We start from the raw sequence: 18,191 nt of genomic DNA, 5'->3' as shown, positions 1-18,191 counted from the left end.
TGAGGGGCATGGAATGGAGATCAAGCCGCGGCAGCACCTGCTGGACATCTGGCAGGCGGTCGCCCGTCATTCCTTCGACGGAGGGGAGTGGGTGTGGGGAAAGTGGGGCGGTGAGAGCAGCGTCGCCGACGCCGAGCGCCTGCTCTGCCTGCTGTACCCGGCGACCGAGCTTCCCTCGTTCCGGTTGGACGACCCCGACACCACGCTGACCGACGTGCAGCAGACGCTGCGGCGGGCCGGCGGGCGGCTGGAGATTCCGGCCAATCTCGTCACGGCCGCCGTCGAGTTCATGCGCACCCACACCGACGACAAGAGGCCCACGTTCGCGGGCGGTTACTACTTCCAGTCCCGGGACAAGGACCAGGACCTCACCGAGGAGCAGCGCCAGCTCGGCGTCACCGACTCGTTCTCCATGTCGATTACCCTCTGTCTCGCCCTGCTCGGCTTCCTCAAGGTCTACGAGACCAAGACCCGCCGCGGCGACATGCAGGACACGATCCGGGAGCTGCGGATCGCGACCAGCAACCGGCTCACCGCCGCCATGGTCAGTCTGCTGCGGTCGTTCACGGTCAACGTCTACGACACCGACTCCTCCCAGGGCCAGACGCTCTGCGAGCTGCTGGGTCAGGGGCAGTTGTCGACCCGTCAGGTGCTGGAGCAGTTCCAGCGCAGGTTCCGCCCGCTGCGCGCCGCCATCATCGAGAGCTTCATCCTCGGCCTCGACGTCCAGGAAGCCCTCAAGGACGAGAGCCAGCTCTTCGAGTGCGGCTGGGCCTGGAGCCTGGTGCGGGACGCGCCCGAGGTGGAGACCGACGAGGCCATCGGGGCGCAGCCCAGCGGCGTCGCCAACCCGGTGCCGTACCTCTACTTCACGGTGGTCGCGCTCGACGGCATCCAGGACCTGTTCTCGGACCGCACCCTGACCCTGGGCCTGCTCAACGCCGAACAGCAGAAGCTCGCCGAGGCGCTGCGACTGCGCTGGGAGATCACCCAGCAGTACTGGTCACGCATCGCCCGCTTCGACGGCGACCGCTGGCCCCTGGAGGACATCCCCTGGCGTACGACGGGACAGCGGCTGGAGTCGGAGTACTTCTCGCTCTCGGTCGCCGCGATCCTCGTGCACGACCTGATGCGCCGCCGGGCCACCGACGACGACCTGACCCGCACCGTCCGCGTCATGGAACGCCTCGCCGAACGCGGCCGTATCACCAGCCGGATGACGCGCGACGACCCGATGATCCAGCTGCACAACCCCGGCGTCACCCTGCCCCTCCAGGGCGGCGGCACCATCGGCCCGCCGATGGACTGGACGATGAGCGACTTCTCCGCCCAACTCCTCAAGCGGACCGTGCAGTTGTGCACGCTCTCCCGCAACCTCTCCGCGCACGACCGGCTGCTGAGGCTGGCCGAGGACATCTTCGGCCATGTGTGGCGGCGCCGGGTGGGCGAGGGCGAGGGCGTCGGCCTGTGGGACAACGTGCACGCCATCTACCCGGAGACCGCCCTCACCGAGGGCCCGGTGTCCTGGAGCATCACCGAGCGGGTCACCGAGGTGATGGTGCAGGTGCACAACATGTACGCGCAGCCCCCGATCCGCAGCCTCGAACTCACCGAACTGGCAAGGGCGTTGCTCAGCGAGTCCACGCACCTCCTGGGCAACGAACAGATGGCGCCCGCGCCCAACGCCGACGGCAAACGCGGCATGCAACTCAGGGGAATCGAGGTCAAGTTGCGCCGCGCCCGCGCGCTCGTCGACGAACAGCCGGGCACCGCCTACTCGTTGACCTTGGACGTCTTAGGCCAGCTCGACGCACTCGCCCGGGCCCGCGAAGCCGCCGCGGTCCAGGGAGTGTGAGCCGTGCTGATCTTCGCGGCCTCCGACAAGGGAGGCACGGGCCGCTCCGTCACCAGCGCCAACCTCGCCTACCAGCGCGCGCTGACCGGGGACGACGTCTGCTACCTGGACTTCGACTTCGGCTCGCCCACCGCCTCCGCCGTCTTCGACGTGCCCGACGCCCGCCAGGCCGCCGAGGATCGCGGCCTGCACTCGTACCTGATAGGCGAGGTCAGCGAACCCGTCCGCATCGACGTCTGGGCCGACACCGAACACCGCGTCCTGCGCAACCAGCCGCCCGGAGCAGGCCGGTTGATCCTCATGCCGGGCGACCTCAGCGGCGGCGAGTTCGCCACCTCCGGCGACAACCTGCGCCGCTGCGTGGATCTGCTCCTGCGCCTCAACAGCGAGTTCGACCTGATCGTCGTCGACCTCAGCGCCGGCCGCAGCTACGCCGTCGACATGGTCCTCGCGGCCACCTCGCTGCGGGAGATGAGCGGCGTCCAGGCCCGCTGGCTGGTCTTCCACCGCTGGACCCGCCAGCACGTGGAGGCCGCGGCCAGCCTCGTCTACGGCAAGCGCGGCATCCTCGCCGGCGGCGTCGCCCGCGGCCATGACGAGGACGCGCTGCGCGGGGCGATCCGCTTCGTGCGGGCCGCCGTACCCGATCCCGACTCGGCGCTGTGGTCGCAGGCCACGCCCACGCAGTCGGCGTGGATGGAGCAGTGCGACACCGAGCTGAAGCACCTCGCCTCGCACCACGGCATCGGTTACAGCCAGGTGCTGGGGTCGGTGCCGCTGGAGCCGGTGCTGCAGTGGCGGGAGCAACTCATCACCGACGAGGACGTGTTGGACAGCCAGATCGCCACCATGGAGACCTGGCAGGCGCTCAGCGACCTCGCCGCGCGGCTCACCGACGACAAATACTGGGAGGAGGCATGACGGAGGCCGTCTTCCGGGAGACCACTGCGGACCCGCGCACCCAGTCCGTCCCGCTGGCCCATCTCTCCCTGGAACTGGGCCACTTGTACATGGAGGACTTCGAGGCGGGCCCCGGGCGGCTGCGCGAGCACTTCGCCGAGGTCCGTATCTGGGTGGACGCGGCCCGCGCCTCCGCCGCCCGCCGCTCCGGCGGCAAACGCCCCCGGATCAGCACCTGTTTCCTCATCGACGACTACTTCACCCGCTTCTCCACCCCGGCCGAACTCGTCCCGCTGGTCCTCGAAGAGGCCGAGAAGGCGGGCCTCGTCATCGACTACCTCGCCCGCGAGTCGGGCTGCGCGGTCGCCGACCGCATCGAACTCGCCGAGTCCGTCATGCACCGCCTGGTCGAGTCGCCGCCACCGGGCAGCCACGGCTCCCGCCCCCCGGTCAGCCAGACGGGCTGGCTCGCCAACGGCGAGCGCACGGCCCCGACGCGCAGCGCCCTGGCGGAGATCGTCACCTGGCAGCCCCCGCACGAGACCGCGGCCCGCAACCACTCGGTCTTCATGGACGTCGAGCTGTGGTCCGAGACGGACAAGGGCCGCCTGTGGTCCTGCCCGTTCCTGGCCGCCGTATGGCAGTTGGCCCGCCTGGGCCTGCTACGGCACCTGGGCGAACCGGTGCTGGTCCCGCGGCCCTGGACCGGCGGGGACTTCCCGCGCGACTGGGACCGGCTGCCGCCGCTGCTCCAACTCAGCGACACCCGGGTCCCGTTCAGCGCGTACCGCACCTGCACGCTGATGGCGAACCGCTTCGTGGCCGTGGAGGACGCCGTGCGGCTCATCCTCGACCAGGTGGACGTGGACTCCGCCGCGCTCGAACAGGTGGCCAAACGGTCCGCGGGCGAGGGTGTCGCGGTACCGGAGGCGGTGGCCCAGCGCGCCACCTATGTGTTCTACGAGGAGCCCGCCAACTCGGCCGCATCTGACGGGACTTGACATGACGACCCCCGGACGGCAGACGCGCTCGGTCCTCGCCTGCGGTGAGGTGCGCACCGGCCTGCTGCCCTCCTTCCAGGCACTGGACGGCCGCGCCGCCGCCCAACTCCTGCGGCTGCGCGCCGACGAACACGTCCGGGTCTCCGAGCGGCCCAACCTCTACGCCCTCTCGCCCGAGGTCCTCACCGGTGTGGACTGCCGGCTCCCCACCTCGAACGGCGCCAAGGTCAGGGCCGTCGGTACGGTGGCCGCCCGCGCCGCGCTCACCGAGGGCCGGGTCCTGCAGTCCACCGCCTACTTCAGCGCCCCGGCCGCCGGACCCGACGTACGCCGGCCCTGGGGGCACTACCTGGTCCGCCCCGGGGTCGTCGAGCCGTTCGGGAAACTGCCCGAACAGGCAACGGCGGAGGGCGTGTTGCGTGGCGGCGGGCGCGGCGAGCTGGACCTCGGAATGATCGCCGAGGGCCTGCTGGCGCAACTGGTGCGCCACCCCCTCCTCGACCACAAGGCCCCCTTCAAGTCCCGCCGCACACAGCTGCGTTGGGCCGCGCGGCAGGCGCCGAAGGGCGACGAAGCGTCACTCGACCGCTTCACGCTGGCCGAAGACGGCCTGCGGACGGTCGAGTTGAGGGTTCCCGAGGGCACCGAGACCGCCGCGGTCGCGGGGCTCTGCGAAGACCTCGCGTTGCACGACTGGCTTTTGACGACGGTGGTGCACATGCTGGAGAACAGCCGGCTCGGCGCGGCGGACGGGCCCGCGGCGGTCCTGGCGCTGCGTCCGGCCGTGGATCACCTGCTGCATCTGTGGATGCCGCGCGCGCACGTGGACCGCACGCTGGGACACCTGTGGGACGTACTGGAGCGGGAACCGGGCTTCAGCCGCCAATGGGAGAACCTTCGCCAGCGTATCCGGGACCAACTGGCCATACAGGCCATCCCGTTGCTGCACCAGGCGCTGAGTACGCGCTGACGGGGCGGCAGTAACCGCATATCCGACGGGGGAGAGGCTCACATGAACGGAGTGACGACAACAGGGGCGGGACCAGGGGCCGTTCCACAGCAGGACCAGCCCCAGCGCGGGTCGAGGCTGTTCATCAGGACCGGGTTCGCGGTCTTAGCGGGAGTGGCCGCGTTCTTCGTGACCAACGTCCTCAACGAGAACGACGGCGACCTGTGGCAGTGGACGATGTCCATCGTCCTGGGCTGCGCCACCCTGATCGTGCAACTGCTCGTGGACTTCGGCGAGCGCCTTGAGGCCGTCCAGGAGAGCCAGAAGCGGCGCATCCGGGACATGAAGGACAGCCTGTCCAGCCATCACACCGAGATGCGCGCGGCGGTCGACGAGAGCTTCGCGAAGATCAACGCGGCGACCGAGCTGTACAGCAAGGTCGACGGCTCGGTGCTCCGCTCCGACGAGGTGACCCGGCTGGTGCTGGGCTACACGAAAGTCGGCGAGCAGGGCGCGGACATCGTCAAGGCCTTCGCCGAGGAGGAGTTGGGCCGCTTGGCCCTCCTGATGGAGAACCTCGGCAACGGCACGGCGGACTGCCCCGGCGAGAACCACGAGTGGCTGATCGACCTCACCAAGTGCGTCAAGCGCACGCTCTACGCCACCAGCACCTCCGTCGACCGGGACTTCTGGTCGAGCGAGCCGGCCGGGCGGTATCTCGCCGCTCAGGAGACGGCGATCAAGACACGGGGCGTGAAGATCCGGCGCGTGTTCCTCGTCGACAAGGAGGAGGAGATCACCCCCGGCCTCCGCCTGCTCTGCGCCCGACACATCAGGTCCGGGATCGAGGCCCGGATCGCGGTCCGCGCCCAGCTGGAACCGACCGCCCAGATGAACTCGCTGAACGACTTCATCATCTTCGACGGCGAACTCTCCTACGAGACCGAGCCGGACATCCGGGTCATGCCGTCCAAGACGACCCTGAAGATGACGCGCGAGCATGTGGAGGAGCGGGTCAACCGCTTCAACGTCCTGTGGGAGGCGACGAGAACAGAACCGGACCGGGCCCCGCAACCCGCGCCGGAGCCGGACGAGGGAAGGGCGGTCACACATCCCGCCGGTCAACGCCAACAGCCGTGACGGCGGCGGACGTTCGGACGGCGTCAACGACACCGTGATCGCGGCCGAGCCGCACATCAGCGTGGCCACCGCGAAGACCTACCTGACCCGCCTCTTCACCAAGCTGGACGCGAGGGACCGGGTCCAGCTGGTGATCCTGGCCTATGAGGCGGGACTGGTCTCGGTGGGGTAGGAGGGGGGCAGGCGCCGGGTGGCGGTGGTGTGACCTGGCCGGGGACGGAAAAGCCTTCGACCGTGATCGAGTCGTCCAGTGCTGTCGCGAGGTCCTGGGCTTCGTCGTGCTCGGGAGCGAGGAAGGGCAGTGGGCCGAGCTCGAACGCCTGCTGGCGCTCGGTGCGCGCCGGGCCGGCATCGGTCGGACGGGGGAGGAGCAGTGGCATGTGCTGGCCGACCCCGAGGGCAATGAGTTCTGCCTGCTCAAGGCTCGTATCAACCCGCTGGCCGTCCAGTAGGGCCAGGCCCGATGTCGGTCTGGAGTACGCGCATGCTCAGCAGCGCTTCCCGTTAAGGGTCCCGTGTCTGCGCGAGCCTGATGTGTGCGAAGTCGTCTTCCGTCGGTTTTCGGAATCCCGTCAAACCTGTCGGGCGGCCCTGTCCGTGATTTCCGAATGCCTTGTTCGAATCGGCCGATAAACCTCCCGGGCCGTCGGCCGTGAACCATTGGCCAAGGCCAACACCCTTGCCCTGCCCCGCACTTGCCGTCACGTGCTGTCGACAGACTCCTGCCGAGTGTAGGGGGAGAAGGGGCCCTGGGGAGACGGGAAGCGTGAAAGTCGAAAAGGCAGGGGAGCCAGGTGTGGGCACACTGCTGGGAGGCGAAGGAAACCTTGATGGAATTCCGGATTCGGGTGCGAGGAGAGCGATGAAGCCGCCTGTCGGATCGGTCGCCGTGGACACCCGTAGCGGGAGAGTGGGCATCGTCATGGGGCATGAGGGGCCTTATGTTCAGCTGCGCCCGTACGGCGGCGGGCGGGAGTGGGACGCCGAGCCGGCCGCCGTACGGGACGCGACCCCGGCCGAGCGGCTGAGCGCGGCGACCGCGTACGCGAACGCCCGCAGTCGCGGTGAGGTGCCTTGAGGTGCCTTGAGGTCCCTGGCGGTTCCTTGAGACGGCGTGGCGCCGCGGAGCCGTAGGGGACAATGGGCGGCATGAGCCTGTTCCGCGACGACGGCATCGTGCTGCGCACCCAGAAGCTGGGTGAGGCGGACCGGATCATCACGCTGCTCACCCGGGGTCACGGGCGGGTACGCGCGGTGGCGCGCGGGGTGCGGCGGACCAAGTCGAAGTTCGGGGCGCGGCTGGAACCCTTCTCCCATGTGGACGTCCAGTTCTTCGCGCGGGGCAGTGAACTGATCGGCCGCGGGCTGCCGTTGTGCACCCAGAGCGAGACCATCGCTCCGTACGGTGGCGGGATCGTCGCCGACTACGCGCGGTACACCGCCGGTACGGCCATGCTGGAGACGGCCGAGCGGTTCACCGATCACGAGGGCGAGCCCGCCGTACAGCAGTACCTGCTGCTCGTGGGCGGGCTGCGGACGCTGGCCGGCGGGGAGCATGCTCCGCATCTGATTCTTGACGCGTTCCTGCTGCGGTCGCTCGCCGTCAACGGGTACGCGCCAAGCTTCGGGGACTGCGCGAAGTGCGGGATGCCGGGACCGAACCGGTTCTTCTCCGTGGCGTCGGGCGGGGTCGTCTGCGCGGACTGCCGGGTGGCGGGGAGCGTCGTACCCTCGCCGCAGGCCCTGGAGCTTCTCGGTGCGCTGCTTACGGGAGACTGGGAGACGGCGGACGCGTGCGAGGCGCGGCATGTGCGGGAGGGGAGCGGGCTGGTGTCCGCCTATCTGCACTGGCATCTGGAGCGCGGGCTTCGTTCACTGCGGTACGTAGAGAAGTCGTAGTAGTCGGAAAGAGGAGACGAGAAGCACATGGCCGTACGCGGGATCCTGGGGCGCCAGCGGCGCGAGTACACGGCGCCGGAGCCGCACCCGTCCGGGGCCACCGCGCCGAAGCTGCCCGGTGAGCTGATCCCGAAGCACGTGGCGATCGTCATGGACGGGAACGGACGGTGGGCGAAGGCGCGGGGGCTGCCGCGCACCGAGGGCCACAAGGTCGGCGCCGAGCGGGTGTTGGACGTGCTGCAGGGCGGCGTCGAGATGGGCGTCGGGGCGATCTCGCTGTACGCCTTCTCCACCGAGAACTGGAAGCGGTCGCCCGACGAGGTGCGCTTCCTCATGAACTTCAACCGCGACTTCATCCGCAAGTCCCGCGACACCCTCGACGAACTCGGCATCCGGGTGCGGTGGGTGGGCCGGATGCCCAAGCTGTGGCGGTCGGTCGCCAAGGAGCTCCAGATCGCGCAGGAGCAGACCAAGAACAATGACGCGCTGACCCTGTACTTCTGCATGAACTACGGCGGCCGGGCCGAAATCGCCGACGCGGCACGGGCGTTGGCCGAGGACGTGGCGGCGGGCCGGCTCGACCCGGCCAAGGTCGACGAGAAGACCCTCGGCAAGTACATGTACTACCCGGACATGCCCGAGGTCGACCTCTTCCTGCGCCCCAGCGGGGAACAGCGCACCTCCAACTACCTGATCTGGCAGAGCGCTTACGCCGAGATGGTCTTCCAGGACGTGCTGTGGCCGGACTTCGACCGGCGTGACCTGTGGCGCGCGTGCGTCGAATTCGCCCAGCGGGACCGGCGGTTCGGCGGGGCCGTGCCGAACGAGAAGCTGCTCGCGATGGAAGCGGCGATGCGGGGGCGGCCCGAGGAGGGCTAGGAACGGCGGCTACCATCCCGCCTCATGGACATGGGGCGGGATCCGCGGGACCTGACGGGGGAGTCGGTCGAGCTGGTGTATCAGCTGACCGTCGAGGACTTCACGGCGGCGCTGAAAGCGCGCAGGCGGGTCAGCAGGGCGGGTCGAAGGCAGCTGTGGATGTTCGGCGTCGCGGTCTTCTTCGCCGTCGTGGCGGTGGCGGTGTCACTGGCCGGTGGTGAGTCGGTGCCGCTTCCGCTGATCGCCGGTCTGATCATGGCCGTGCTGCTGCTGATGTTCCAACCCTGGCTCATGGCCCGCCAGTTCCATCGCCACACGGAGCGCCGGGGGGTGTTCCGCGCGACGGTCACGGACGTCGGGGTGTCGGTGGTCACCGACGACTCGTCGACCTCGATCAACTGGACCGTGCAGCCCCGCTACCGGGAGACGCCGGACGCGTTCTTCCTGTTCAGCTCCGACAAGAACGCCGTCGGTGTCACCCTCCTCCCGAAGCGCGGCCTGGCCGACCCGGCCGACGCCGACCGACTGCGCGCGATCCTCGACGCGCACGTGCTCCGGGTCTAGCTCTTCGTCTAGCTCTTCGAGGTCGCCGCCGCGCACTCCGCGCAGGTCCCGAAGATCTCCACCGTGTGCGCCACGTTCACGTACCCGTGCTCGGCGGCGATGGCCTCCGCCCACTTCTCGACCGCCGGCCCTTCCACCTCCACCGCCTTGCCGCAGACCCGGCACACCAGGTGGTGATGGTGGTCGCCCGTGGAGCAGCGGCGGTACACGGACTCGCCCTCGTCCGTGCGCAGGACGTCGACCTCGCCGGCGTCGGCGAGGTTCTGGAGGGTGCGGTAGACCGTGGTCAGGCCCACCGAGTCACCCTTGTGCTTGAGCATGTCGTGGAGTTCCTGGGCGCTGCGGAACTCGTCGACCTCGTTGAGCGCCGCCGACACGGCGGCACGCTGGCGGGTGGAGCGTCCCTTTACGGGCGGGCCGGCCGTCGTCACCGTTGCCTCCTCACGTCTGCACTTTGCCGAGCCATTGTGCCAGCCCGGGCTGTGCGTGGTCAGACGCCGACCTCGTCGGCGGCCCCCCGTGTGGCTGGAATCGCGCATTCCACCGGGTCCCCGGCAGGTCGCGCGGCGGCCGCGGCCCGGGCCCGGCGCCTCGCCAGCGGAGTCGCCAGCGCGGTCAGCGCGATGAACGCGGCGATCGTCAGGAGCACGATCGTCGCGCCGGGCGGGACGTTCTGGTAGTACGACGTCACGGTGCCGCTGACCGACACGGTCACGCCGATCACGCCCGCGATCGCCAGCGTCGCCCCGAAACTGCGGGTCAGCTGCTGCGCGGCGGCGACCGGCACCACCATCAGCGCGGAGACCAGGATCAGGCCCACGACCCGCATCGCGACGGTGACCGTGACGGCCGCGGTGACCGCCGTCAGCAGGTTCAGGGCGCGCACGGGCAGGCCGGTGACCCGCGCGAACTCCTCGTCGTGGTTCACGGCGAACAACTGCCGCCGCAGGCCGAGGGTGACCACGATCACGAAGGCGGCCAGGATGCCGATCGCCGTCACGTCGGACTGCGAGACCGTCGAGAGGGAGCCGAAGAGGTACGAGCTCAGGTTGGCGTTCGAGCCGCCCGGCGCGAGGTTGACGAACATCACGCCGCCCGCCATGCCGCCGTAGAAGAGCATCGCGAGGGCGATGTCGCCGCGGGTCTTGCCGTACCAGCGGATCAGTTCCATCAGGACCGAGCCGAGGACGGAGACGGCGGTGGCCATCCAGACCGGGGAGGCGTTGAGCAGGAAGCCGAGGCCCACGCCGGTCATCGCGACGTGGCCGATGCCGTCGCCCATGAGGGGCTGGCGGCGCTGGACGAGGTAGATGCCGATCGCGGGGGCGGTGATGCCGACGAGGACGGCGGCGATGAGCGCCCGCTGCATGAAGGCGTAGTCGAGGAGGTCCATCAGCTCAGCAGTCCCGTGTGAAGCGGCTCGTGGGGATGTACGTGGTCGTGGCCGGGCAGCGCGTGCTGGCCCAGCGCGCGCGGGGGCGGGCCGTCGTGCTGGACGCAGCCGTCGCGCAGGACGACCGCGCGGTCGATCAGCGGTTCCAGCGGGCCGAGTTCGTGCAGGACGAGCAACACCGTTGTGCCCTCGGCGACTTGGCGGGTCAGGGTGTCCGCGAGGACCTTCTGGCTGGCCAGGTCCACGCCCGCCATCGGCTCGTCCATGATGAGGAGTTCGGGTTCGGCGGCGAGCGCGCGGGCGATCAGCACGCGCTGGTGCTGGCCGCCGGAGAGCGCGTCGACCGAGTCCTTGGCGCGGTCCGCCATCCCGACCAGCTCCAGGGCGTGCCGTACGGCCTCGTGGTCCGTCTTGCGCAGCAGGCCGAAGCGGGCGCGGGAGAGGCGGCCGGACGCGACGATCTCGGTGACCGTGGCGGGCACCCCGCCTCCGGCCGTCGTGCGCTGCGGTACGTACCCCACGCGCCGCCAGTCGCGGAAGGCGCGGCGCGGGGTGCCGAACAGCTCGATCTCGCCTGCGGACAAAGGCACTTGGCCGATGATCGTGCGGATCGCGGTCGACTTGCCGGAGCCGTTGGCGCCGAGCAGCGCGACCACCTCACCGCGGCGCACGGTGAGGTCGATGCCGCGCAGGACGGGGCGCGAGCCCAGCTCGGCGCGGACTCCGCGCAGCGATATGACGGGCTCGGCCACTGTGTCCTCCGTACTGCTGTAGATCACTTGGTTCCCAGGGCCGTCCGCAGCGCCTTGAGGTTGGCCTGCTGGACCGAGAAGTAGTCCTTGCCGCGGGACTTCTTGGTGATGCCCTCGATCGGGTCGAGGACGTCGGTCTTCAGGTTCGCGTCGGCGGCGATGGTCTTCGCGGTCTTGTCGCTGACGAGGGTCTCGTAGAACACCGTGGTGACGCCGTCGGCCTTGGCCATCTTCTCAAGGTCCTTGACGCGCTTGGCACTCGGCTCCGACTCCGGGTCGAGGCCGTTGATGGCCTCCTCGGTGAGGCCGTAGCGCTCGGCGAGGTAGCCGAAAGCTGCGTGTGTGGTGATGAACACCTTGGTCTTGGTGTTCGCGAGGCCGGTCTTGAACTCGGTGTTGAGCGCGTCCAGCTTCTTGACCAGGGCCGCGGTGCGCGCCTTGTAGTCGGCCGCGTTCTTCGGGTCGGCCTTCTCGAAGGCCTTGCCGACGCCCTCGGCGACCTGGGCGTAGCGCACCGGGTCGAGCCAGATGTGGGGGTCGAGGCCGGCCAGCTCGTCGTTCTTCGAGGTGTCGTGCGAGGCCGCGTGTCCGCCGACCTCGTTGCCGTGCTTCTCCTCGGTGGTCAGGGAGGCGGCGTCGATCTTCGTCCTGACGTCGGACTGGCTCACCACGGAGTCGACGGAGGGCTGGAGGTTCTTGAGGTAGAGCACCGCGTCGGACTGCCCGAGCGCGGCGGTCTGCTGCGCGCTGATCTCCAGGTCGTGCGGCTCCTGGCCGGGCTTCGTCAGGCTGGTGACGTGGACGTGGCTGCCGCCGATCTGCTCGGCGAGGTACTGGAGTGGGTAGAACGCCGCGACGACGTCGAACTTGTCCGTGTTGGCCGCGGCAGCGCTGTCGGAGCAGGCGGAGAGGGTCCCGAGACCGAGGGCGGTGGCCGCGGCGATGGCGATCCCGGATATGTGGCGTCGTCGTACGTTCATGACAGTCATTTTCAACTGACATGGAAACCGTTGTCAACAAGCCCTGGGTACGGAACCGATTTGATACGGGGGCGGGAGGCGCCGGTAACCTGAGGCATTCGCTGCCTGTCCATTCGTCATGAAGAGAGCACCGTGGCCGCCGACAAGATCGACACCATCGTCAGCCTGAGCAAGCGCCGTGGCTTCGTATTCCCCAGTAGTGAGATCTACGGCGGCCAGCGCGCCGCCTGGGACTACGGGCCGCTGGGTGTCGAGCTCAAGGAGAACCTGAAGCGCCAGTGGTGGCGCTACATGGTGACGTCGCGCGAGGACGTGGTCGGTATCGACTCGTCCGTGATCCTGGCCCCCGAGGTGTGGGTCGCCTCCGGCCATGTCGCCACTTTCTCGGACCCGCTGACCGAGTGCACCTCGTGCCACAAGCGGTTCCGCGCGGACCACCTGGAGGAGGCGTACGAGGCCAAGCACGGCCGCGCCCCCGAGAAGGGCCTCGCCGACATCAACTGCCCCAACTGCGGCAACAAGGGCCAGTTCACCGAGCCCAAGGAGTTCTCCGGCCTGCTCTCCACCCACCTGGGCCCGACGCAGGACACCGGCTCCGTCGCCTACCTGCGCCCCGAGACCGCCCAGGGCATCTTCACCAACTTCGCCCAGGTGCAGGTCGCTTCGCGCAAGAAGCCGCCGTTCGGCATCGCGCAGATGGGCAAGTCCTTCCGCAACGAGATCACGCCCGGCAACTTCATCTTCCGGACCCGCGAGTTCGAGCAGATGGAGATGGAGTTCTTCGTCAAGCCGGGCGAGGACGAGAAGTGGCAGGAGTACTGGATGGAGCAGCGCTGGAACTGGTACACCGGCCTGGGCCTGCGCGAGGAGAACATGCGGTGGTACGACCACCCCAAGGAGAAGCTCTCCCACTACTCCAAGCGCACCGCCGACATCGAGTACCGCTTCCAGTTCGGCGGCAACGAGTGGGGTGAGCTGGAGGGCGTCGCCAACCGCACCGACTACGACCTCGGCGCCCACTCCAAGGCCTCCGGCCAGGACCTCGCCTACTACGACCAGGAGGCCGGCGAGCGCTGGACGCCGTACGTCATCGAGCCCGCGGCGGGTGTCGGCCGCGCGATGCTGGCGTTCCTGCTCGACGCGTACGTCGAGGACGAAGCGCCCAACGCCAAGGGCAAGTTGGAGAAGCGCACGGTGCTGCGCCTCAACCACCGGCTCGCCCCGGTGAAGGTCGCGGTGCTTCCGCTGTCCCGCAACCCCGAGCTGTCCCCGAAGGCCAAGGGACTCGCCGCCGCGCTCCGTCAGAACTGGAACATCGAGTTCGACGACGCGGGCGCCATCGGCCGCCGCTACCGCCGGCAGGACGAGATCGGCACGCCGTTCTGTGTGACGGTCGACTTCGACACGCTCGACGACAACGCGGTGACGGTGCGCGAGCGCGACTCGATGAAGCAGGAGCGGGTGTCCCTCGACCAGATCGAGGGCTACCTGGCCGCGCGTCTCGTCGGCGCCTAGGGTCAACTCCGCCTGAACGAAAGGCCGGACGGGCTGGATGCCCGTCCGGCCTTTCGCGTGCGGTCTCAACGCCCTTGCAGGGACTTCACGTTGTCGCCGAACGTCCAGTTCTTCGAGCCGTCCCAGTTGATCGACCAGGTCATCAGGCCCTTGAGGCTGGTGCCGTAGTGCTTCCACGCCTGGGAGACCAGCGACGGCGACATGTAGCCCCCGCCCGCGCCCGACTGGGCGGGCAGGCCCGGGACCTGCTTGTCGTACGGCACCTTGATCGTCGTACCCTGCACGACCAGGCCCTTGTTGAGGCAGTCGGTCTGGGCGGTGAAGCCCGCGACCGTGCCGGCCGAGTACGAGTCGCCGGAGCAGCCGTACATGCTGCCGTTGTAGTACTGCATGTTGAGCCACCACAGGCGGCCGTTGTCCGCGTACTTCTTCACGATCGGGAGATACGCGCCCCAGATCGAGCCGTACGTGATGCTGCCGCCGGTGACGTAGGCGGTCTCCGGGGCCATCGTCAGGCCGAAGTTGGACGGCATCTGGGCGAGGATGCCGTCGATGATGCGGATCAAGTTGGCCTGGGACGTGGAGAGTTGGCCGATGTTCCCGCTGCCGACCAGGCCCGTCTCGATGTCGATGTCGATGCCGTCGAAGTTGTACTTCTTCAGGATCGGCACGATCGTCGAGACGAACTTGTCGGCCACGGTGGTTGAGCTGAGGTCGATGCCCGCGGCCGCGCCGCCGATCGACATCAGGATCGTCTGGCCGGAGGCCTTCGCCGCGCACATCTCGGCGGGCGTGGCCACCTTCACGCCCGTGTCCATGCCGTCCTCCCACAGGGCCGTTCCGTCCGAACGGATCACCGGGAAGGCCGCGTTGATCACGTTGTAGCCGTGGGCGGCGATCGCGGAGTTGGTGATCGGGGTCCAACCGAAGGGCGGATGAACGCCGTTGGAGGAGCCGTCCCAGTTCTCCCAGTAGCCCTGGAGGACCTTGCCGGCCGGGCGGGACTTCACGGCGCAGGTGTCGGCCGCCGAGGCGGTGGGGGCGGTGGCGATCGTGAGGGGGACGAGCAGGGTGGCCGCGGTGAGGGCGGCGGTGACAAGGCGACGGAGCATACGGGCCTCCCGGTGGGGGTGCGGTGAGGTGTCGTGTGTCGTAGGCATGACAGTGCTCGTGGTCCAGACCTTTCGTCAAGAGGTCTGTACCAGTCGACCGCGTCCGCGCCGGGGCTGCTGACAAGTATGGAATGACAGATATTGAAATCTGTCAGCTGTCATGCCAAGGTGGAGGACATGACGATCCCCACGCGCACACTCGGAACCACCGGCCCCCAGGTCTCCGCCCTCGGCCTCGGCTGCATGGGCATGTCCGCGCTGTACGGCGAAGCGGACCGCGCCGAATCCATCGCCACCATCCACGCGGCCCTCGAAGCGGGCGTGACGCTCCTCGACACCGGCGACTTCTACGCCATGGGCCACAACGAGCTGCTGATCGGCGAGGCCCTGCGCACCGCCCCCGCCGCCCGCCGTGAACAGGCCCTCACCAGCGTGAAGTTCGGGGCCCTGCGTGACCCGGCCGGCGGCTGGAGCGGGTACGACGGCCGGCCCGCCGCCGTGAAGAACTTCGCCGCGTACTCCCTCCAGCGCCTCGGCGTCGACCACATCGACGTGTACCGCATCGCCCGGGTCGACCCCGGCGTACCGATCGAGGAGACGGTCGGCGCGATCGCCGAACTGGTCGAGCAGGGCTACGTCCGGCACATCGGCCTCAGCGAGGTCGGCGCCGACACGATCCGCCGGGCCGCGGCCACCGCGCCGATCGCGGATGTGCAGCTGGAGTACGCGCTGATCACGCGCGGCATCGAGGACCGGATCCTGCCGGTCACCCGCGAGCTGGGCATCTCCGTGACGGCGTACGGCGTGCTGTCGCGCGGGCTGATCTCCGGGCACTTCACGCCCGACCGGCAGCTCGGCGCGACCGACTTCCGGGCACACTCGCCGCGCTTCCAGGGCGAGAACCTCCAGCACAACCTGACCCTGGTCGAGCAGCTGCGCAAGCTCGCCGAGCAGAAGGGCGTCTCCGTCGCCCAACTCGCCATCGCCTGGGTGCTGTCGAGGGGCGAGGACATCGTGCCGCTGGTCGGCGCGCGCACCCGGGAGCGGCTCGCGGAGTCGCTGGGCGCGCTGGACGTCGTCCTGGACGCGGCTGATCTGGCGGCGATCGAGGCGGCCGTACCGGCGGACTCGGCGGTGGGCGAGCGCTACCCGTCGGCGATGATGGCGCACCTCGACAGCGAGCACTGATCCCTCCTGCGGGTACGGTCTTCGTCATGGCACCGAGCGAGACCCTGACCGCCGAGCGCATCCTCGAAGCGACCGAGGAGGTGCTGCGCCGCCACGGCCCGGCGAAGGCCACCGTGGTGGACGTGGCCCGCGCGCTCGGCGTCAGCCATGGCACCGTCTACCGGCACTTCCGCACGAAGGCGGCCCTGCGCGCGGCGGTCACCAAGCGCTGGCTGGACCGGACTTCGGAGAACCTCTCCCGCTTCACGGCCGATGCCCGCGACCCCGAGACCCGCCTCCGCGCCTGGCTGGCGGGCCTCTTCGACGCCAAGCGCCGCAAGGCGGGCGACGATCCCGAGATGTTCGCCACGTACATGGTTCTCGCCCAGGAGGCGGGCGAGATGGTCGCCGAGCACCTCGACGAACTTATCGGCCAGCTCACCGCGATCATCGGCGCGGGCGTCGAGAGCGGCGTCTTCACCGCCCCCGACCCGGCCGTCGCCGCCCGCACCGTCTTCCAGGCCGCCACCTGCTTCCACGACCCGTCCTACGCGCGGGAGTGGCGGAAGCCGGGCGCGGACGCGGAGTTCGAGGCACTGGTGGAGCTGCTGGTGCGCGGGCTGCGGAGCTAGCCGCGCTGTCTAACCGATTGCCGCGCACCCCCAGAACTCCCGCATCAGCGCTGTCGGTGTCGGGCTGGTCATCGCCACCTGGGTCAGCAGGACCGTCACCGTGCCCGTGGGCGGGACCACGTGGGCCGCTGTGCCGGTGCCGCCCACCCAGCCGTAGCGCCCGGGGACGTTCCACGGGTCGACCGGAGCGACGTCGACCTGGCCGCCGTAGCCCCAGCCCTGGCCCTCCAGGAACAGGGCCGAGGCGTCGCGCTGGGCGGCGGTGAGGTGGTTGGTGGTCATGCGGCTCACGGAGGTGGGGGAGAGGACCGGGGTGCCGTCCGGCGCGGCGCCGGCGTTCGCGAGCATCCGGCCGAAGGCCAGCAGGTCGTCGGCCGTCGAGACCAGGCCGCCGGCGCCCGAGGGGAAGGCGGGGGGCCTGCTGAAGCCGCCGTCCGGGGTGTCGGCCCGCTCCAGCGTGCCCAGCTCGCCCGGGGTGTAGGCGGTGGTGAAGCGGGCCCGCTTCGACTCCGGCACCGAGAACCCCGTGTCCGTCATGCCCAGCGGCCCGAAGAACCGCTCCGCCAGGAAGTCGGGGAAGGACGAGCCCGAGGCCCGGGCGACCAGGACACCCTGGATGTCCGAGCAGGTGTTGTACAGCCACGCGGCGCCCGGCTGGCGCACCATCGGGATCCGGGACAGCGCGGCGAGCCACTCGTCAGGGCCGGGCTGGAGATAGGGCGCGCGGCCGTCCTGCTGGAACGCCAGCAGCGCCTGGACCGCGGAGAGGGAGAAGTCGTCCGGGAAGCCCCAGCCGGCCCGGAAGCTCAGCAGGTCCTCGACGGTGACGGGGCGGTCCGCGGGCACGACGTCCTCGACCGGAGAGGAGGGCGTGCGGACCACCGTCGGCTTGGCCAGCTCCGGCAGCCACTCCGCCACCGGGGCGTCCAGCGCGAGCCGCCCGTCCTCCACCAGCGCCAGCACCGCCGCCGCCGTGACCGGCTTGCTGACCGAGGCGATCCGGAAGATCGCGTCGCGGGCCATCGGGGCGGTGCCTTCGACGTCGACGGAGCCGACGGCGACCACCTCGACGTCGTCGCCGCGGGCCACCAGGCCCACCGCTCCCGGCACGGTGCCGTCGTCGACGCGTCGCCGCAGGGTGTCGTGGAGAGAGCTCATCGGTCGGCCTTCCGGTCCGGGGAGTCGTATCGGATACGACTCTCCCCGCCTCCCGAACTCATCGCTCCCCGGTCGTCAGTCGGCGGACGGGTCCTTCGTCGCCTGGTGCTCCTCCGCCAGATGCTCCTCCGCCTTCAGCCAGGGCAGGAACTGCGCGTTCTTCTTCCAGCCGCAGGTGTCGCACACGATCGTGCGCTGCGCGCCCTTGCGCTGCACGCGGACGACATGTTCCCGCCCGTGCTGGTCCCAGCGGCTCACTTTGCTCGTGTTGATCTGCAACATGCGCCTCGCCTCC

General features: G+C 69.6%; 19 protein-coding genes and 2 pseudogenes. 14 read left to right on the top strand and 7 right to left on the bottom strand.

Going from position 1 to position 18,191, the window contains the following annotated elements:
- Positions 1 to 13 precede the first annotated feature (13 nt).
- The 11 genes and pseudogenes from R2B38_RS12000 (at position 14) to R2B38_RS11950 (ending at position 9,187) form a co-directional block, all read left to right on the top strand.
- Entirely contained in the window at positions 14 to 1,855 is a 1,842-nt protein-coding gene (locus tag R2B38_RS12000; protein WP_318016224.1) for an SCO2524 family protein, read from the top strand.
- Positions 1,856 to 1,858: 3 nt separating this feature from the next.
- Positions 1,859 to 2,776 (top strand): SCO2523 family variant P-loop protein, encoded by a 918-nt coding sequence (locus R2B38_RS11995; protein ID WP_033284645.1) that lies wholly within the window; start codon positions 1,859 to 1,861, stop codon positions 2,774 to 2,776.
- Complete coding sequence (locus tag R2B38_RS11990) at positions 2,773 to 3,756, top strand: SCO2522 family protein (protein WP_318016223.1); 984 nt, start codon at positions 2,773 to 2,775, stop codon at positions 3,754 to 3,756. The genes R2B38_RS11995 and R2B38_RS11990 overlap by 4 nt, the downstream gene beginning before the upstream one ends.
- 1 nt (position 3,757) lies before the next feature.
- Entirely contained in the window at positions 3,758 to 4,726 is a 969-nt protein-coding gene (locus R2B38_RS11985) for an SCO2521 family protein (RefSeq protein ID WP_318016222.1), read from the top strand.
- Between the two features lie 42 nt (positions 4,727 to 4,768).
- On the top strand, positions 4,769 to 5,845 hold the full coding sequence (locus tag R2B38_RS11980; protein ID WP_318016221.1) for a hypothetical protein: 1,077 nt from the start codon (positions 4,769 to 4,771) through the stop codon (positions 5,843 to 5,845).
- Between the two features lie 31 nt (positions 5,846 to 5,876).
- Positions 5,877 to 6,017: pseudogene (locus tag R2B38_RS11975) on the top strand (response regulator transcription factor); the annotation flags it as partial.
- Between the two features lie 127 nt (positions 6,018 to 6,144).
- Positions 6,145 to 6,297, top strand: a pseudogene (locus tag R2B38_RS11970) (VOC family protein); the annotation flags it as partial.
- 410 nt (positions 6,298 to 6,707) lie between these two features.
- Positions 6,708 to 6,923, top strand: coding sequence for a hypothetical protein (locus R2B38_RS11965; RefSeq protein WP_318016220.1), 216 nt, complete (start codon positions 6,708 to 6,710; stop codon positions 6,921 to 6,923).
- 71 nt (positions 6,924 to 6,994) lie between these two features.
- Positions 6,995 to 7,744, top strand: coding sequence for a DNA repair protein RecO (gene recO / locus R2B38_RS11960; protein WP_318016219.1), 750 nt, complete (start codon positions 6,995 to 6,997; stop codon positions 7,742 to 7,744).
- Between the two features lie 27 nt (positions 7,745 to 7,771).
- Positions 7,772 to 8,623, top strand: a complete 852-nt coding sequence (locus R2B38_RS11955) for an isoprenyl transferase (RefSeq protein ID WP_318016218.1) — start codon at positions 7,772 to 7,774, stop codon at positions 8,621 to 8,623.
- Positions 8,624 to 8,647: 24 nt separating this feature from the next.
- Positions 8,648 to 9,187: a YcxB family protein gene (locus R2B38_RS11950; protein WP_318016217.1), complete on the top strand. Its 540-nt coding sequence runs from the start codon at positions 8,648 to 8,650 to the stop codon at positions 9,185 to 9,187.
- A gap of 8 nt (positions 9,188 to 9,195) precedes the next feature.
- On the opposite strand, the gene R2B38_RS11945 is transcribed toward R2B38_RS11950, so the two are convergent.
- Genes R2B38_RS11945 through R2B38_RS11930 form a run of 4 tightly spaced genes read right to left on the bottom strand, consistent with a single transcriptional unit; the run spans position 9,196 to position 12,312 of the window.
- Positions 9,196 to 9,618 carry a transcriptional repressor gene (locus tag R2B38_RS11945; RefSeq protein WP_318016216.1) on the bottom strand — a complete coding sequence of 141 codons (423 nt, stop codon included), beginning with the start codon at positions 9,616 to 9,618 and terminating at the stop codon, positions 9,196 to 9,198.
- Between the two features lie 59 nt (positions 9,619 to 9,677).
- Positions 9,678 to 10,580: a metal ABC transporter permease gene (locus R2B38_RS11940; RefSeq protein ID WP_318016215.1), complete on the bottom strand. Its 903-nt coding sequence runs from the start codon at positions 10,578 to 10,580 to the stop codon at positions 9,678 to 9,680.
- Positions 10,580 to 11,332 (bottom strand): metal ABC transporter ATP-binding protein, encoded by a 753-nt coding sequence (locus tag R2B38_RS11935; protein WP_318016214.1) that lies wholly within the window; start codon positions 11,330 to 11,332, stop codon positions 10,580 to 10,582. Before R2B38_RS11935 ends, R2B38_RS11940 begins: the two co-directional genes overlap by 1 nt.
- 23 nt (positions 11,333 to 11,355) lie before the next feature.
- Positions 11,356 to 12,312: a metal ABC transporter substrate-binding protein gene (locus R2B38_RS11930; RefSeq protein WP_318016213.1), complete on the bottom strand. Its 957-nt coding sequence runs from the start codon at positions 12,310 to 12,312 to the stop codon at positions 11,356 to 11,358.
- 132 nt (positions 12,313 to 12,444) lie between these two features.
- On the opposite strand from R2B38_RS11930, the gene R2B38_RS11925 reads away from it, so the two are divergent.
- Positions 12,445 to 13,827, top strand: a complete 1,383-nt coding sequence (locus tag R2B38_RS11925; protein WP_318016212.1) for a glycine--tRNA ligase — start codon at positions 12,445 to 12,447, stop codon at positions 13,825 to 13,827.
- A gap of 65 nt (positions 13,828 to 13,892) precedes the next feature.
- Here the strand turns inward: R2B38_RS11925 and R2B38_RS11920 are convergent, their stop codons facing one another.
- Positions 13,893 to 14,939, bottom strand: coding sequence for a chitinase (locus R2B38_RS11920; protein ID WP_318016211.1), 1,047 nt, complete (start codon positions 14,937 to 14,939; stop codon positions 13,893 to 13,895).
- Between the two features lie 177 nt (positions 14,940 to 15,116).
- Between R2B38_RS11920 and R2B38_RS11915 the strand changes: the two genes are divergently transcribed.
- On the top strand, positions 15,117 to 16,127 hold the full coding sequence (locus tag R2B38_RS11915) for an aldo/keto reductase (protein WP_318016210.1): 1,011 nt from the start codon (positions 15,117 to 15,119) through the stop codon (positions 16,125 to 16,127).
- Between the two features lie 26 nt (positions 16,128 to 16,153).
- Positions 16,154 to 16,738 (top strand): TetR family transcriptional regulator, encoded by a 585-nt coding sequence (locus R2B38_RS11910; protein WP_318016209.1) that lies wholly within the window; start codon positions 16,154 to 16,156, stop codon positions 16,736 to 16,738.
- A 9-nt stretch (positions 16,739 to 16,747) separates the two neighbouring features.
- Here the strand turns inward: R2B38_RS11910 and R2B38_RS11905 are convergent, their stop codons facing one another.
- Together R2B38_RS11905 and R2B38_RS11900 are read right to left on the bottom strand one after the other, a co-directional pair.
- Positions 16,748 to 17,896, bottom strand: a complete 1,149-nt coding sequence (locus R2B38_RS11905) for a serine hydrolase domain-containing protein (protein ID WP_318016208.1) — start codon at positions 17,894 to 17,896, stop codon at positions 16,748 to 16,750.
- A gap of 75 nt (positions 17,897 to 17,971) precedes the next feature.
- Positions 17,972 to 18,178: a hypothetical protein gene (locus tag R2B38_RS11900; protein ID WP_033284661.1), complete on the bottom strand. Its 207-nt coding sequence runs from the start codon at positions 18,176 to 18,178 to the stop codon at positions 17,972 to 17,974.
- Between the last annotated feature and the right edge of the window lie 13 nt (positions 18,179 to 18,191).

It is taken from the genome of Streptomyces sp. N50, from assembly GCF_033335955.1.
Classification (GTDB): Bacteria; Actinomycetota; Actinomycetes; order Streptomycetales; family Streptomycetaceae; genus Streptomyces.
Note: the sequence above shows the minus strand (reverse complement) of the source record. Positions and strands in the feature narration are given on the sequence as shown.

What these genes read in the sequence shown, in the direction of transcription:
- R2B38_RS12000 (WP_318016224.1), top strand. Translation starts at nt 14, where the DNA reads ATGGAGATCAAGCCGCGGCAGCACCTGCTGGACATCTGGCAGGCGGTC.
- R2B38_RS11990 (WP_318016223.1), top strand. Translation starts at nt 2,773, where the DNA reads ATGACGGAGGCCGTCTTCCGGGAGACCACTGCGGACCCGCGCACCCAG.
- R2B38_RS11985 (WP_318016222.1), top strand. Translation starts at nt 3,758, where the DNA reads ATGACGACCCCCGGACGGCAGACGCGCTCGGTCCTCGCCTGCGGTGAG.
- R2B38_RS11980 (WP_318016221.1), top strand. Translation starts at nt 4,769, where the DNA reads ATGAACGGAGTGACGACAACAGGGGCGGGACCAGGGGCCGTTCCACAG.
- R2B38_RS11965 (WP_318016220.1), top strand. Translation starts at nt 6,708, where the DNA reads ATGAAGCCGCCTGTCGGATCGGTCGCCGTGGACACCCGTAGCGGGAGA.
- recO (WP_318016219.1), top strand. Translation starts at nt 6,995, where the DNA reads ATGAGCCTGTTCCGCGACGACGGCATCGTGCTGCGCACCCAGAAGCTG.
- R2B38_RS11955 (WP_318016218.1), top strand. Translation starts at nt 7,772, where the DNA reads ATGGCCGTACGCGGGATCCTGGGGCGCCAGCGGCGCGAGTACACGGCG.
- R2B38_RS11950 (WP_318016217.1), top strand. Translation starts at nt 8,648, where the DNA reads ATGGACATGGGGCGGGATCCGCGGGACCTGACGGGGGAGTCGGTCGAG.
- R2B38_RS11940 (WP_318016215.1), bottom strand. Translation starts at nt 10,580, where the DNA reads ATGGACCTCCTCGACTACGCCTTCATGCAGCGGGCGCTCATCGCCGCC.
- R2B38_RS11930 (WP_318016213.1), bottom strand. Translation starts at nt 12,312, where the DNA reads ATGAACGTACGACGACGCCACATATCCGGGATCGCCATCGCCGCGGCC.
- R2B38_RS11920 (WP_318016211.1), bottom strand. Translation starts at nt 14,939, where the DNA reads ATGCTCCGTCGCCTTGTCACCGCCGCCCTCACCGCGGCCACCCTGCTC.
- R2B38_RS11915 (WP_318016210.1), top strand. Translation starts at nt 15,117, where the DNA reads ATGACGATCCCCACGCGCACACTCGGAACCACCGGCCCCCAGGTCTCC.
- R2B38_RS11910 (WP_318016209.1), top strand. Translation starts at nt 16,154, where the DNA reads ATGGCACCGAGCGAGACCCTGACCGCCGAGCGCATCCTCGAAGCGACC.
- R2B38_RS11905 (WP_318016208.1), bottom strand. Translation starts at nt 17,896, where the DNA reads ATGAGCTCTCTCCACGACACCCTGCGGCGACGCGTCGACGACGGCACC.
- R2B38_RS11900 (WP_033284661.1), bottom strand. Translation starts at nt 18,178, where the DNA reads ATGTTGCAGATCAACACGAGCAAAGTGAGCCGCTGGGACCAGCACGGG.